Origin of the sequence: Croceibacterium aestuarii, from assembly GCF_030657335.1 — a bacterium.
Lineage (GTDB): Bacteria > Pseudomonadota > Alphaproteobacteria > Sphingomonadales > Sphingomonadaceae > Croceibacterium_B > Croceibacterium_B aestuarii.
The window spans coordinates 2,180,287-2,194,323 of record NZ_CP131039.1 but is presented as its reverse complement, the minus strand read 5'-3'; the positions used below and the strand labels follow the sequence as shown (position 1 = coordinate 2,194,323).

Below are 14,037 nucleotides of genomic sequence, written 5' to 3'. Positions count from 1 at the left end.
GAGAGGAGCGGCCCGGCACGATACCAATCGCGCCGGGCCAATCTTTTCCCCTCCAAGGTCGGTCGCAAACAGCAAAAGGAATGCCAGTCGTGTCCGAAGAACGCAGCGGCGCTGCGATACTCGTCGATTGCCTCGAACGGCAGGGGGTCGAATTCGTGTTCGGCTATCCCGGCGGGGCGGTACTGCCGATCTACGACGAACTGTTCGGCGATCACCGCATCCGCCACATCCTCGTCCGCCACGAAGCCGGCGCGGCGCACGCCGCCGAGGGCTATGCCCGCTCCACCGGCAAGCCGGGCGTCGTGCTGGTCACCAGCGGACCGGGCGCGACCAACGCGATCACCGGCATCGCCGACGCCTTCATGGATTCGATTCCTCTGGTGGTCATCACCGGCCAGGTGGCGACTAACCTGATCGGCACGGATGCCTTCCAGGAAGCCGACACCGTCGGCCTCACTCGCCACTGCACCAAGCACAACTACCTCGTGAAAGACCCGGCGGACCTCGCCGCGACGATCGACGAGGCGTTCGAGATCGCCACTACCGGCCGTCCCGGCCCGGTCGTCGTCGACATTCCCAAGAACGTCCAGGTCGCCACCGCGGCGCTGTCCGACGGGCCGGCGCAGCGACCGAAGCGCTACACGCCCAACACGGTGGGCACCGCGGGCGAAATTGCCGAGGCGATCGATCTCATCGCCAATGCCAGGGCTCCGGTGTTCTACACCGGCGGCGGAGTCATCAATTCAGGACCGCACGCCAGCAATGCGTTGCGCGAGCTGCAAGCGCTGACCGGCGCACCGCTGACCTCGACGCTGATGGGCCTGGGCGCCTTTCCTTCCGAACACCCGGACTGGCTCGGCATGCTCGGCATGCACGGCACCTACGAAGCCAACATGGCGATGAATCAGGCCGATCTGATTATCGCGGTCGGCGCCCGTTTCGATGACCGGGTGACGGGCCGGCTCGACTCGTTCGCGCCCAATTCGGCCAAAATTCACATCGATATCGACCGTAGCTCGATCAACAAGATCGTGCCGGTCGACCTCGGCATCGTCGGCGATTGCGGCATCGTGCTCGACCAGCTGATAGAGGCCTGGGGCAACCGCAAGCGGCAGGACCTGACCGAGTGGAAGGCGCGCATCACCGGCTGGCGTGCGCGCGACAGCCTGGCCTACCCGCCGCGCAAGGATTCGATCATGCCGCAACTGGCGATCGAACGCCTCTTCGCGCTGACCAGGGACCTCGACCCGATCATCACCACCGAGGTCGGCCAGCACCAGATGTGGGCGGCGCAGTACTTCGGCTTCGACAAGCCCAACCGCTGGCTGACCAGCGGGGGGCTCGGCACGATGGGCTACGGCATGCCCGCAGCGATCGGCGCCCAGCTCGGCAACCCCGGCAAGCTGGTGATCGACATCGCCGGCGAAGCCTCGATCCAGATGAACATCCAGGAGATGGGCACCGCGAGCCAGTTCCGCCTGCCGATCAAGGTTTTCATCCTCAACAACGAGTACATGGGCATGGTCCGCCAGTGGCAGGAACTGACTTACGAGAGCCGCTATTCGAACTCGTACAGCGACAGTCTGCCTGATTTTGTGAAAATGGCCGAAGCCTATGGCTGGAAAGGCATCCGTATCACTGAAGAAGCCGACCTCGACGCGTCGATCAAGGCGATGATGGAGCACGACGGGCCGGTGATGGTCGACTGCCAGGTGTCGAAGGAGGCCAACTGCTTCCCGATGATCCCGAGCGGCGCGGCGCATACCGAAATGCTGCTCTACGGCGATATGGTCGGCGGCACGATGGACGACGAAGCGAAGGCGCTGGTGTGATGAAGATCCAACAGCGTGAATCCGAACGCCACGTGCTGGCGGTTCTGGTCGACAACGAGGCGGGCATTCTCGCCAAGATCGCCGGCCTGTTCACCGCGCGCGGCTACAACATCGACAGCCTGACCGTGGCCGACATCACCGAGGACCACGCGACGAGCCGCATCACTATCGTCACCAACGGTCCGCCGCCGGTGATCGACCAGATCATCGCCCAGCTCGAGCGGCTGGTGCCGGTGCACAAGGTCACCGACCTGACCGACGCCGGTCCGCACGTCGAGCGCGAGCTCGCGCTGGTCAAGGTCAAGGGCACCGGCGAGGCGCGCGTCGAGGCGCTGCGCATCGCCGATGTGTTTCGCGCCAGCGTCATCGACACCACCACCGAGAGCTTCGTGTTCGAGCTGACCGGCGCGAGCGAGAAGATCGACCGCTTCGTCCACCTGATGCGCGAGCTCGGGCTGGTCGAAGTCGGCCGCAGCGGTGTCGTCGGCATGATGCGCGGCGCCGAGGGGGCCTAGAATATCTCTCATCCGTAAAAGCAACTTCGTCATTCCCGCGAAGGCGGGAATCCAGCTAGGGACCACCCAAACGCACTGGATCCCCGCCTGCGCGGGGATGACGAGAGAATGAGGAAGTGACGTGAAAGTCTATTACGACGCCGACGCCGACCTGAATCTGGTCACCGACAAGAAGATCGCCGTGTTGGGTTACGGCAGCCAGGGCCACGCGCATGCGCAGAACCTGCGCGACAGCGGGGTCAAGGAGGTCGCGATCGCTCTGCGCCCCGGATCGGGCAGCGCAAAGAAGGCCGAAGCCGCCGGATTCAAAGTCCTAAGCAACAAGGACGCGGCCGGCTGGGCCGATATTCTAATGATCCTCGCGCCTGACGAGCACCAGGCGGCGATCTGGGAGAACGACCTCAAGGGCAATATGAAGCCGGGCAGCGCGCTGGCATTCGCCCACGGGCTCAACATCCACTTTGGCCTGATCGAGCCCCCCGCCGACATCGACGTCATCATGATCGCGCCCAAGGGGCCGGGCCACACCGTGCGCAGCGAATACGTGCGCGGCGGCGGCGTTCCGTGCCTCATTGCGGTTCACCAGGATGCCACCGGCAATGCGCACGATGTCGCCCTCGCCTACGCCAGCGGCGTCGGCGGCGGCCGCTCGGGCATCATCGAGACCAACTTTCGTGAGGAATGCGAGACCGACCTCTTCGGCGAACAGGCCGTGCTGTGCGGCGGCATCACCCACCTTATCCAGGCCGGTTTCGAAACGCTGGTCGAGGCCGGCTACGCCCCGGAAATGGCCTATTTCGAGTGCCTCCACGAGACCAAGCTGATCGTCGACCTGCTCTACGAAGGCGGCATCGCCAACATGCGCTATTCGATCAGCAATACCGCCGAATACGGCGATATCACCACCGGTCCGCGGATCATCACCGATGACACCAAGGCCGAGATGAAGCGCGTGCTTGCGGACATCCAGTCGGGCCGCTTCGTCAAGAACTTCGTGCTCGACAACCGCGCCGGCCAGCCCGAGCTCAAGGCGAGCCGCAAGGCCGCCGAGGCCCATCCGATCGAGCAGGTCGGCAGCCGCCTGCGGGCGATGATGCCCTGGATCGGCAAGAACAAGCTGGTCGACCAGGAACGCAACTGACCCGGCTCGAGATGCGGACGAATCCGGGGGGAGCGGTTTGCCGCTCCCCCTTTTTTGTTTAAGCCGCCGCCGGTTTCTCGCGCGTCTTCCACAGCGACCAGGCGACGCCGCCGGCGAGGATCGCGAACGTGATCCCCAGCGAGGCCGCCGGGGGGAACTTGCCAAGTCCCAGCGCATCGGCAAGCAAGATCTTGGAGCCGATGAACACCAGCAGCACGCTCAGCGCATACTTGAGGTAGTGGAACCGCTCGACCATCGCCGCGAGCGCGAAATAGAGCGCACGCAGGCCGAGGATGGCGAAGATGTTGGACGTGTAGACGATGAACGGATCGGTGGTGATGGCGAAAATCGCCGGCACCGAATCGACCGCGAAGACGACGTCCACGAACTCGATCATGACCAGCGTCAGGAACAGCGGCGTCATGAACCACGCCGCCTTGCCGCTCGCGGGATCGGGCAGCTTGACCCAGAAATTCTGCCCGTGCAGCGTGTCCGTCACCCGGAAGCACCGACGCACCCAGCGCAGCACGGGCGAGCCACCGACATCGTACTGCTTGTCGGCCGTCAGCCACATTTTGATGCCGGTCACGATCAGGAACGCCGCGAAGAGATAGAGTACCCAGCCCCACTGCTGCACCGCCGCGGCACCGAAGCCGATCATCACCGCGCGCAGCACGATGACGCCCAGAATGCCCCAGAACAGCACCCTATACTGGTGCAGACGGGGGATGCCGAAGTAGCCGAAGATCATCGCGATGACGAAGACGTTGTCCATCGCCAGGCTCTTCTCGATCGCGAACCCGGTAACGTAGCTTAGGCCCGCATCCGCGCCCGCGTACCACCACAGCCAACCGCCGAATGCGAGACCGAGCGCGACGTAGAAGGCTGACATCGCCAAACTCTCGCGCACGCCGATTTCACGCTCCTTGCGGTGCATGACGCCGAGATCGATGACGAGCAAGGCGAGCACAATTGTGATAAAGAACAGCCACATCCAGACCGGTTTTCCCAGCCAATCGAGCATCAGGAATTCCATCGTTCAATCCACGTATCGATGCGCCGCCCGTCGGCGGCGTGGGATAGCGCAGGTTCCGACATCGCGGGCGACGGCTCGCTCGCCAGAGGGGCCCGGATCCAATTTGAAGGCTAGGTGCGGCCCACTAGCGAGAGCGGGCCGCACCTAGCCGGGTCAGGCCCGGGTGGGATTGCGCGGCCGGGCGACGTCGCGCAGTGCGTCGCGCACCGCCAGCTTGAGCTTCTTGAGCCTGCGAATCCGGAAATGATCCGGCCATTTGCGGACCTGTTCGATCCGCAGCTCCTCGTCGAGGCGCTGGTGTTTCTGCAGGAGACTGAAAACCTTGGGACTCATCGTGCACTCCTCGTGAACGCGTTGGTTCAATCGAGTGTCGCCCGGTTCGAGTTCGGAGGAAGGGGGGAAGCCGAACCTCGCACCGGGGACACCCGATGCGGTCCGACATCACGCGCGGATTGAAGAATCCGATACGCCAGAGGGGCCCGGCCCGCATTCGCAATCTAGGATGCATTGCCCGCGGGTTCAAGAGGCCGCGGAACCGCCTTTCGTTCCAGCGCCTGGTGGATGGAGTGCCGATTGCGATTCGCCCCGAAGGCAGGTGCCCTGGCCTTGCGGAACCAGAAGCTTACGCAGCCAATCTTCGCAGTGGACAATGTCAAAAACCATCGCCAGAATCCCGGCAACTTTTCACGGGAGAACTCACACATGCGCAAACTCACCGCCACCGTCCTCGCCGGCGCTGTCACGCTCGCCGCCTTTACCTCGCTTCAAGCCCAGAACGGGCCGCCGCAGTTGCCGGGCCAGATGGACACCAAGCGCGTCCTGGCGGGAACCTACAAGACCGACAAGAACCACTCGCTGATCGGCTTCCGCTACAATCACTTCGGCTTCAACGACTACTTCGGCATCTTCGGCGATGTCGACGCAACGCTCATGATCGATCCGGCGAACCTGGCCGGAGCCAAGGTCGAAGCGACGGTCCCGATCAACCCGACCGTCGCCAGCCAGGGCTTCCACGATCACCTGCTGCGCGGCGGGCAGGACGGCAAGAAGCCGGACTTCTTCGGCCCGAATCCGGCGCCGGCTCACTTCGTCTCGACCAACGTGAAGGTCGACGGGACGAAAGCCAAGATCACCGGCGACTTGACGCTCAACGGCGTGACCAAGCCGGTGACCATCGATGCGGTCTTCACCGGTGCGGGCAATTCGATGATGGGCAACAAGCTGACCGTCGGCTTCGAGGGATCGGCCACGATCAAGCGCTCGGACTTCGGTCTCGCGACGTTCGTACCGATGGTCGGCGACGAGGTCGACCTGACGATCACCACCGCGTTCGAGAAGCAGTAAGCATTCAGATCGGGCGGCGCGTTCGCGCGCCGCCCTTTCGCACTGGATTTCTTAACCGCCTTCGCCTATCTCTACCCGCATGATCCGCCGCGAGCTCCTGTCGCTGCTTCGACTTACGCGCCCTTAGGCGCGACCCACTGCCTGCGCCCACGCGGCGCGGCGCCCGCCTAAGGGCCCTTCACCACCCGATAGTCGAAATTGTCCGCGCTGGCGCTTGCCGCGCGGCATTGATGCGATAAGGCAAATTGCGATGGCGATGCTGAGCGATCCCTCGGTTAAGTACCGGCCCTTCCCCCAGGTGCCTCTGCCCGACCGGCAGTGGCCCTCGCGTACGATTACGTCCCCGCCGCGCTGGCTTTCGACCGACCTGCGCGACGGCAACCAGGCGATCGTCGACCCGATGGATGCGGTGAAGAAGAACCGCTTCTTCGACCAGCTGGTCGAAGTCGGGCTGAAAGAGATCGAAGTCGGCTTCCCGAGCGCCGGACAGACCGAGTTCGACTTCATCTCCGGCCTGGTCAAGTCGGGGCGCATACCCGACGATGTCCTGGTCCAGGTCCTCACCCAGAGCCGCGAAGACCTGATCCGCACCAGCTTCGAAAGTCTCGAAGGCGCGCGCTCGGCCATCGTCCACCTCTACAACGCGGTCAGCCCGGCATGGCGCGAAATCGTCTTCCGCATGACGCCCGACGAGGTGCGCGAGGTTGCCATGAAAGGCGCAAAGGTCATGCGCGACGAAGCGGCGAAGCGGCCCGACACCGATTGGCACTTCCAGTATTCGCCGGAAACCTTTTCGACCGCGGAACTCGATTTCTCGATTTCCGTCTGCGAGGCGGTAATGGACGTCCTGCAGCCGACGCCCGAAAATCCCATCATCCTCAACCTGCCGGCCACGGTCGAGGCGGCGACGCCGAACATCTACGCCGACCAGATCGAGTATTTCTGCCGCAACCTGCCGAACCGTGAGAGCGCGGTCATCTCGCTGCACACCCACAACGACCGCGGTACCGGCGTGGCCGCGGCGGAGCTGGGTCTGATGGCCGGCGCCGATCGCATCGAGGGATGCCTGTTCGGCAACGGCGAACGCACCGGCAACTGCTGTCTGGTGACGCTGGCGCTCAACATGTACACGCAAGGGATCAACCCGGGCCTCGATTTCTCGAACATCGACGAGGTCATCGAGACCGTCGAGTACTGCAACCAGATCCCTGTCCACGAGCGCCATCCCTATGGCGGCGAGCTGGTCTTCACTGCTTTTTCCGGCAGCCACCAGGACGCGATCAAGAAGGGTTTCGCCGCACAGGAACGGCGCAACGACGAGCTGTGGCGCGTGCCCTATCTGCCAATCGATCCGGCCGACCTCGGACGCAATTACGAAGCCGTCATCCGGGTCAATTCGCAGTCCGGCAAGGGCGGCTTTGCCTGGGTGCTCGAACAGGACCAGGGCCTGAAGCTGCCGAAGAAGCTGCAGGCGGACTTCTCGAAACATGTCCAGCGCCTCGCCGACGAACTCGGCCGCGAGCTGAACGCCGCGGATATCTGGCAGACCTTTCGCGAAGCATACTTCGTCAAGGTCGACAAGCGCCGCTTTCGCCTCGTCGATTTCGAGGAAACCCGCGCCACCGACGGCACCCGCCTGTTCGCCGGGACGATCGAGGTCGACGGCAAGCCGCAACGGGTTTCGGGCCGCGGCAAGGGCCTGATCTCGTCGGTGCTGACGACGCTGAGACAAACCTTCGGGCTCGAGCTCGAGGTGGCCGATTACGTCGAGCATGCGCTCGGCACCGGCAGCGATGCGCGCGCGGCAACCTATCTCGAATGCCGCACAACGGACGGCCGCACCGTCTGGGGCGTGGGGATCGACGAGGACGTAGCGGCAGCCAGCGTGAGAGCGATCATCAGCGCGGCCAACGGGGCGAGCCAAGGCGCGGAATAGCGGCGCGCCCTCGCGGCGGAGGAACCGCCTGCGTCCGCGCGTCGTTGAGCAGGCACAACATCATCCAGGAGACATCGTCATGCGCATCCTCCTCCTCACTGCCGCCGCCGCGGGAATCGCCCTCGCGGGCTGCTCCGAACGCACGCAGGACAGCGCCGAAGAAGCGGCCAAGTCGGCCGCCGCCGACGCCGCGGCCAATACCGAGCAGGTCCTCAACAAGGGCGCCGAGGCCGCAGGCGACGCCGCACAAGATCTGGACCGCAAGGCGGACCGAGCCGAGGATGACGCGCAGGACCAATCCCTCTCCGAAACGCAAGCGGACTAAGCACGCCCTAAACCGGCTCCAGCGGCTGCGGATCTTTCGGCGTGTGGATCACGCTGAGAGGCTCGCCCGCTCGGACTTCGCCGCCCTCGACCACTACCGCCATCACGCCCGCCTTGCGAACCAGCGAGCCATCGGCGCGGCGCTCGAGCGTGGCGGCCATGGCGCCCTTGCCGATGTTCCGGTCGATCTGGGCACACGGGTTGCGCAGGCCGGTGAGTTCGATCACCGCCTCACCGCCCAGCCGCAGCAATGTTCCGCGGGGCAATGAGAGCAGGTCGACGCCGCGGGTCGTGACGTTTTCGCCCAGCTCGCCAGGCGCAACGGCGAAGCCCTGCTGCGCCAGTTCATCGAACAGTTCGGCATGGATCAGGTGGACCTGCCGCAGGTTCGGCGCACCCGGCGTCTTCGCAATCCGCGACAGGTGCTGCACGGTGCGACCGCTATGAGCGTCGCCGGAAACCCCCAGCCCGGCGACGAGTTCGATGCTGTCGCAGCGTCGCTTGGCGAAACGGTGGGCCCCGTCGCGGGCCACGGCGATGATCCGGCCTGTCATGCGGCAACGCCATGTGCCAAGGAAGCGCTCCCCTCAAGTCCGAAACACTGGTGAACGCCGATGAGCCTGCCCGCCTGTCTCGAAAAACTGCGCATCCCGGTGATCGGCGCACCGCTGTTCATCATCTCGCACCCGGCCCTGGTGATCGCCCAGTGCACCGCCGGTGTAGTCGGCAGCTTTCCGACGCTCAACGCCCGCCCGATCGAACAGCTCGACGAATGGCTGCACGAGATTACCGAGGCCCTTGCGGCGCACGACGGCGCGCATCCCGGGCGGCCGTCGGCGCCGTTCGCCTGCAACCTGATCGTCAATCGCGCCAACGCGCGGCTCGAGGAGGATGCGCGGCTGCTAGCCAAATGGAAGCCGAAAATCGTCATCACCTCGCTGGGCGCACGCGAGGAGATCAACGACCTGGTCCATTCGTGGGGCGGGATCGTATTGCACGACATCATCCACGACCGCTTCGCCCGCAAGGCGATCGAGAAGGGCGCCGACGGATTGATCGCGGTCGCTGCCGGTGCCGGGGGTCACGCGGGTACGCTTTCACCCTTCGCGCTGGTCCAGGAAATCCGCGAATGGTTCGACGGGCCGCTGATCCTCTCGGGGGCCATCGCCAACGGCGGGGCGATCCTTGCCGCACAGGCCATGGGCGCGGACCTCGCCTATATCGGCTCGCCTTTCATCGCCACCGAGGAAGCGCGCGCCATCCCTGCTTACAAGCAGGCCATCGTCGAGGGGGGCGCCAGCGATATCGTCTATTCGAGCCACTTCACCGGGGTCCATGGCAACTACTTGCGCGGCTCGATCGAGGCAGCTGGGCTCGACCCCGACAACTTGCCCGAAGGCGACGCGAGTTCGATGGATCTGAACAGGGCCGGAGGCGGCTCCGCGAAAGCGTGGAAGGATATCTGGGGCGCCGGCCAAGGGATCGGCGCGGTCAAATCGGTCGGCACGACAGGCGAGCTGGTCGACCGGCTCGAACGCGAATACCGGGCCGCGAAAGCCCGGTTGCTCGGCGCGTGACGAGCTTCGCTATCAAGCGAAAGAAACCTCCGTGCGCCTCCACGGTTCGGTCCACGCTCGCCCACTCACAGCGACCACGGAGCTTCCCGTTCCGCCCTTGCCCCATCAACCGCGGCTGACGCGCACGAATTGTCGATTCGCCGAGGGGGAAAGCTCGAGCCGTTCTCCGGCCGGACCGGCAACCCTTTCGGTCTTAACGATTTTCCCCCGCTCGCCGAGATAATCGAAAAGGCGCAACGCCAGCCGCGTTGCCGCGTCGAGATCCTTGGCGAGATCGGGCTCGATACGCAGGTCCTGGCCAACGAACAGCGCCAAACCCTCGCTGTGCAATCCGCCGTCGGGTGCGGGCGCGAGCGACGTCAGCAACAGTCCCGGAAAATCACCGTTGGCAATCCAGCTCTCGATGCCTTTGCGGAAATCCCTCGGATTGCTCCAGCACCGTGCGGCCTGCCAGACAACAGCCTCGACGCCGGCAAGATCGGTGCACGCGGCGGCCAACCACGCCATCGATCTGAGCACCGGAGCCATGCGCCTCCCCCCGGCCAGATGCGCACCAGGCATGATGGTGATCGCGGTGCAAACATCGAGATCGGAACCATCGACGTGGCTGTCGCTGCGGCGGTGGGGCCTGTCGGCCGGGGGGCCCGGTGCGAGCCCGACGATGTCGAATGTCAGGCCGTTCGCGAGCAGTTGGGTCCGGGCCGGCAAGGCTGGCGAATCACGACCGGCGTCGGCCTGGAAAGCCAGCTCGATTCCTTCGATCTCAGCAAGATGCTCGGCAATCGCCTTCGCAGTCGGTCTCTTGCCGCTTGCAAACAGTAACGAGACCGCCGGCGGTCGGCCGGACATCGAACCTGGCGCGCGTGAATTCGTCAATGCTTCCCATCCCCGGCGCGATTTGTGGCCTCAAACTGCAGGCGGGTCCAGTGGTAAAGCACTGTAATACATCCAAATCGGTGCAATTTCCCAACGACATCGTTCTGTCGACAGCCCTCCCCTCGCTCTTCCTCGCTGCTCGCATCTGCTCTAGAGTCCGCCGATGGCCACCAAACCGGCAGTTCTCGGCATCGCGACCTCGCTTTCCGGAAAGACCTGGCGCTGGCGCGCCGGCAACATGGAAATCGGCGAAAGCCTGACCGGACATCTCGATGGCATCGTCGACCAGCTGCTGCTCGGTCGCGGCGTGGCGCGGGAAGACCTGGCCAAGCAGCGGACCCCGGTGCTGCGCGAGTTTCTCCCCGATCCTGCGATCTTCTGCGACATGGAAGTTGCAGCGGACCGGCTGGCCCAAGCGGTGCTGGCGCAGGAGCGGGTGACGATCTTCGGCGATTACGACGTCGACGGCGCGACCAGCGCCGCGCTGCTGATTCGCCTGCTGCGCGATCTGGGCCTCGGGGCGGGGTACTATATCCCCGATCGCCTGCTCGAGGGATACGGGCCGAGCGGCGAAGCGCTGGTGCGTCTCGGCGCCGAGGGATCGAGTCTCATCGTCACGGTCGATTGCGGGGCGATGGCCTTCGAGGCCCTTGCCGCTGCCCGCGATGCCGGGGTCGACGTCATCGTGGTCGACCATCACAAGTGCGCGGCCGATCTCCCGCTGGCGCTCGCGCTGGTCAACCCCAATCGGCTCGACGAAACCGACGAGGCAGCCACTCATGGCCATCTCGCGGCTGTCGGCGTCGCCTTCCTTCTCGCCGTATCGCTCGTCCGCACGCTGCGCCGGCGGGGCTTTTTCGACGCTCGCAAGGAGCCGGACTTGTTCGCCCTGCTCGACCTCGTGGCACTCGGCACGGTGGCCGACGTCGCGGCGATCCGCGGCCTCAACCGCGCCTTCGTCGCGCAGGGGCTCAAGATCATGGCCCAGCGGCGCAATGTCGGCATGTCCGCCCTGATCGACGCAAGCCGTCTCACCCGCCCGCCGGCGTGCAGCGACTGCGGTTTCGCGCTCGGCCCGCGCATCAATGCCGGCGGGCGAGTCGGCGAGTCGACGCTGGGGGTGAGGCTGTTGACGACCGAAGACCCCGACGAGGCGCGGGCCATCGCCGAACAGCTCTCCGTTCTCAACGACGAGCGCCGGGCAATCGAGGCGGCGGTGCAGGAAGCTGCCGAGCTGCAGCTCGAGCGGCAGCACAACCGTTCGGTCATAACCCTGGCCGGCAAGGGCTGGCACCCGGGCGTGATCGGCATCGTCGCGGGCCGCATCAAGGAGAAATCCGGCAAGCCGGTCATCGTTATCGCGCTCGATGAGCAAAACCTGGGCAAGGGATCGGGCCGGTCGATCAGCGGCGTCGACCTCGGCGCGGCAATCATCGGCGCGAAGGACAAGGGCCTGCTGGTAGCCGGCGGCGGTCATGCCATGGCGGCCGGCCTGACCGTCGAGGAGGCGCGGCTCGAGGAATTCGCGGACTGGATCGATGCCCAGCTCGGCGCCGCGGTGACGCGCGCTTCGGCCGAGCAGACGACGACGCTCGACCTGGCAATCGCGCCGCGCGGGCTCACCCCCGAACTGGTCGAGACGCTCGAGCAGGCCGGTCCCTTCGGAGTCGGCTGGCCGGCACCGCGCATCGCCGTCGGCCCCATCCGCCTGGTGCGCGCGGACACCGTCGGCACGGATCACGTTCGCTTGATCGCCGGGGGTGCCGACGGCGCCTCGTTCAAGGCCATCGCCTTCCGCGCCGCCGAAAGCGAAATGGGGCAGGCGCTGCTGCACGGCGCGCAAGGCCGCCGGCTGTGGCTCGCCGGGCGCGCCAAGATCGACGACTGGGGGAACCGGCCCCAGGCCGAACTGCACCTCGAAGATGCCGCCTGGGCCGACTGAGCGACGCACGACCCAGCAGGCTTGACCGCGCGCGCAGCCGCCCCTAAGTGCGCCGCCACGCATCCGATGCGGCCCCTTCGTCTAGCGGTTAGGACGCGGCCCTTTCACGGCTGAAACACGGGTTCGATTCCCGTAGGGGTCACCATCGGTGGCAGAAGGCCAGACACTGGCCCCTTCGTCTAGCGGTTAGGACGCGGCCCTCTCACGGCTGAAACACGGGTTCGATTCCCGTAGGGGTCACCATCTCATGACAGATTTGCGACAGGTGGGCTGGCGCCCGCGGCACGGGGTGTCTAACGCTCCGCCGCGATGGACGAGACCCGTTCGATTCCGTGGCCCGGGATAGGGCTGGCGCTGGCTGCCGGCGCGGTGCTGCTGTTCGAAGGCGTCGATGTCCTTCTGGCGCTCGGCGTGGTGATCGTCTGGATCGGATCAGTCTTTCTCCTCATCCCTCCGCCCCAGCGCATTCCCGCTCCCCAGGGGGACATGCAGCTGACGCGCGACGGGATGCGCGAGCTGATCGAGCACTCCGGCATTCCGTTCCTCCTGCTCGACGACAGCCGCATCGTGATCGCCAATGCCGAGGCGCGCGAGGTTCTCGGCCGGCATATCGTGGGCCAGGACGCGCGCGTCGCTTTCCGCCACCCGGCGGCGGTCGATCTGCTCGGGCGCCAGCAAGGCGGCAGCGTGACGGTTCAGGGCCTGACCGGACCGCGCAGTTCCTGGCAGATGACCCGGCAGCCGATCGACGGACGCTACTGGCTCATCGAACTGATCAATCGCACCGCCGAGGCCGACATCAGCCGCGCGCATACCGACTTCGTCGCCAATGCCAGCCACGAGCTGCGCACCCCGCTCGCCTCGATCATCGGCTATGTCGAGACGCTCGTCGAGGAGGGCGCGAAGGCGGACAAGGACATGGCCGCCAAGTTCCACGCCACGGTTCTGCGGGAGGCCAAGCGCTTGCAGGGCCTGGTCGACGACCTCATGTCGCTGTCGCGCGTCGAGGCCGAGAAACACGATCAGCCGCGCAGCAAGATCGATCTCGCGATCCTCGTCGAACGAGCGGCACGCGACGGTGCCGGTCCGGAGCGGCTCGAGCGCGTCAGGCTGCACTTGCCCGAAGAACAGCTCATCGTGCGCGGCGACAGTGAACAGCTCGAGCAAGTCGTCCGCAACCTGGTCGACAACGCTCTGAAGTACGGCGATCCGGAAGGAATGGTCGACGTGACGCTCGAGAAGTCGGAACGCGGCATGGCCTCGCTGCAGGTCCGCGACCAAGGCGAAGGTATCGCGCCCCAGCACCTACCCCACTTGACCCGCCGATTCTATCGCACCGACCCGGGCCGCAGCCGCGCTGCGGGAGGAACCGGGCTCGGTCTGGCCATCGTCAAGCATATCGTGGAAAGGCACCGCGGCCGCCTCGACATCGCCAGCAAGCAGGGACAAGGCACCACTGTAACTGTCCGCATGCCGATGGTCGGAGAAGGTGCGGGGGAGCAGACATGATACTG

At 65.5% G+C, this 14,037-nt stretch carries 13 protein-coding genes and 2 tRNA genes; 11 read left to right on the top strand and 4 right to left on the bottom strand.

Features of this window, described 5'->3' with window-relative positions; translation table 11 throughout:
- The first annotated feature begins 89 nt into the window (after positions 1-89).
- From ilvB to ilvC, 3 genes are all read left to right on the top strand, one after another.
- Complete coding sequence (gene ilvB / locus Q7I88_RS10850; RefSeq protein WP_305095931.1) at positions 90-1,832, top strand: biosynthetic-type acetolactate synthase large subunit; 1,743 nt, start codon at positions 90-92, stop codon at positions 1,830-1,832.
- Entirely contained in the window at positions 1,832-2,347 is a 516-nt protein-coding gene (gene ilvN, locus Q7I88_RS10845) for an acetolactate synthase small subunit (RefSeq protein WP_305095930.1), read from the top strand. The genes ilvB and ilvN overlap by 1 nt, the downstream gene beginning before the upstream one ends.
- A 121-nt stretch (positions 2,348-2,468) precedes the next feature.
- Entirely contained in the window at positions 2,469-3,488 is a 1,020-nt protein-coding gene (ilvC, locus tag Q7I88_RS10840; RefSeq protein ID WP_305095929.1) for a ketol-acid reductoisomerase, read from the top strand.
- Between the two features lie 58 nt (positions 3,489-3,546).
- On the opposite strand, the gene Q7I88_RS10835 is transcribed toward ilvC, so the two are convergent.
- Entirely contained in the window at positions 3,547-4,524 is a 978-nt protein-coding gene (locus Q7I88_RS10835; protein WP_305095928.1) for a TerC family protein, read from the bottom strand.
- 153 nt (positions 4,525-4,677) lie between these two features.
- Complete coding sequence (locus tag Q7I88_RS10830) at positions 4,678-4,857, bottom strand: HP1242/YdcH family protein (RefSeq protein ID WP_305095927.1); 180 nt, start codon at positions 4,855-4,857, stop codon at positions 4,678-4,680.
- 369 nt (positions 4,858-5,226) lie between these two features.
- On the opposite strand from Q7I88_RS10830, the gene Q7I88_RS10825 reads away from it, so the two are divergent.
- From Q7I88_RS10825 to Q7I88_RS10815, 3 genes are all read left to right on the top strand, one after another.
- Positions 5,227-5,868, top strand: a complete 642-nt coding sequence (locus Q7I88_RS10825; protein WP_305095926.1) for a YceI family protein — start codon at positions 5,227-5,229, stop codon at positions 5,866-5,868.
- A 250-nt stretch (positions 5,869-6,118) separates the two neighbouring features.
- Positions 6,119-7,804, top strand: coding sequence for a 2-isopropylmalate synthase (gene leuA / locus Q7I88_RS10820; RefSeq protein WP_305095925.1), 1,686 nt, complete (start codon positions 6,119-6,121; stop codon positions 7,802-7,804).
- Positions 7,805-7,883: 79 nt separating this feature from the next.
- A complete protein-coding gene (locus Q7I88_RS10815; protein WP_305095924.1) occupies positions 7,884-8,129 on the top strand; it encodes a hypothetical protein in 246 nt (81 codons plus the stop codon).
- Between the two features lie 7 nt (positions 8,130-8,136).
- Here Q7I88_RS10815 and Q7I88_RS10810 read toward each other — a convergent pair whose 3' ends face one another.
- Positions 8,137-8,682: an MOSC domain-containing protein gene (locus Q7I88_RS10810; RefSeq protein WP_305095923.1), complete on the bottom strand. Its 546-nt coding sequence runs from the start codon at positions 8,680-8,682 to the stop codon at positions 8,137-8,139.
- 60 nt (positions 8,683-8,742) lie between these two features.
- On the opposite strand from Q7I88_RS10810, the gene Q7I88_RS10805 reads away from it, so the two are divergent.
- Entirely contained in the window at positions 8,743-9,705 is a 963-nt protein-coding gene (locus Q7I88_RS10805) for an NAD(P)H-dependent flavin oxidoreductase (RefSeq protein ID WP_305095922.1), read from the top strand.
- A gap of 105 nt (positions 9,706-9,810) precedes the next feature.
- Here the strand turns inward: Q7I88_RS10805 and Q7I88_RS10800 are convergent, their stop codons facing one another.
- Positions 9,811-10,554 carry a hypothetical protein gene (locus Q7I88_RS10800; RefSeq protein ID WP_305095921.1) on the bottom strand — a complete coding sequence of 248 codons (744 nt, stop codon included), beginning with the start codon at positions 10,552-10,554 and terminating at the stop codon, positions 9,811-9,813.
- A 190-nt stretch (positions 10,555-10,744) separates the two neighbouring features.
- On the opposite strand from Q7I88_RS10800, the gene recJ reads away from it, so the two are divergent.
- The 4 genes from recJ (at position 10,745) to Q7I88_RS10780 (ending at position 14,032) form a co-directional block, all read left to right on the top strand.
- Positions 10,745-12,523, top strand: a complete 1,779-nt coding sequence (gene recJ / locus Q7I88_RS10795) for a single-stranded-DNA-specific exonuclease RecJ (protein ID WP_305095920.1) — start codon at positions 10,745-10,747, stop codon at positions 12,521-12,523.
- A gap of 70 nt (positions 12,524-12,593) precedes the next feature.
- A tRNA-Glu gene (locus tag Q7I88_RS10790) sits at positions 12,594-12,668 on the top strand.
- Positions 12,669-12,691: 23 nt separating this feature from the next.
- A tRNA-Glu gene (locus tag Q7I88_RS10785) sits at positions 12,692-12,766 on the top strand.
- Positions 12,767-12,832: 66 nt separating this feature from the next.
- Entirely contained in the window at positions 12,833-14,032 is a 1,200-nt protein-coding gene (locus Q7I88_RS10780; RefSeq protein WP_305095919.1) for a sensor histidine kinase, read from the top strand.
- Positions 14,033-14,037 lie beyond the last annotated feature (5 nt).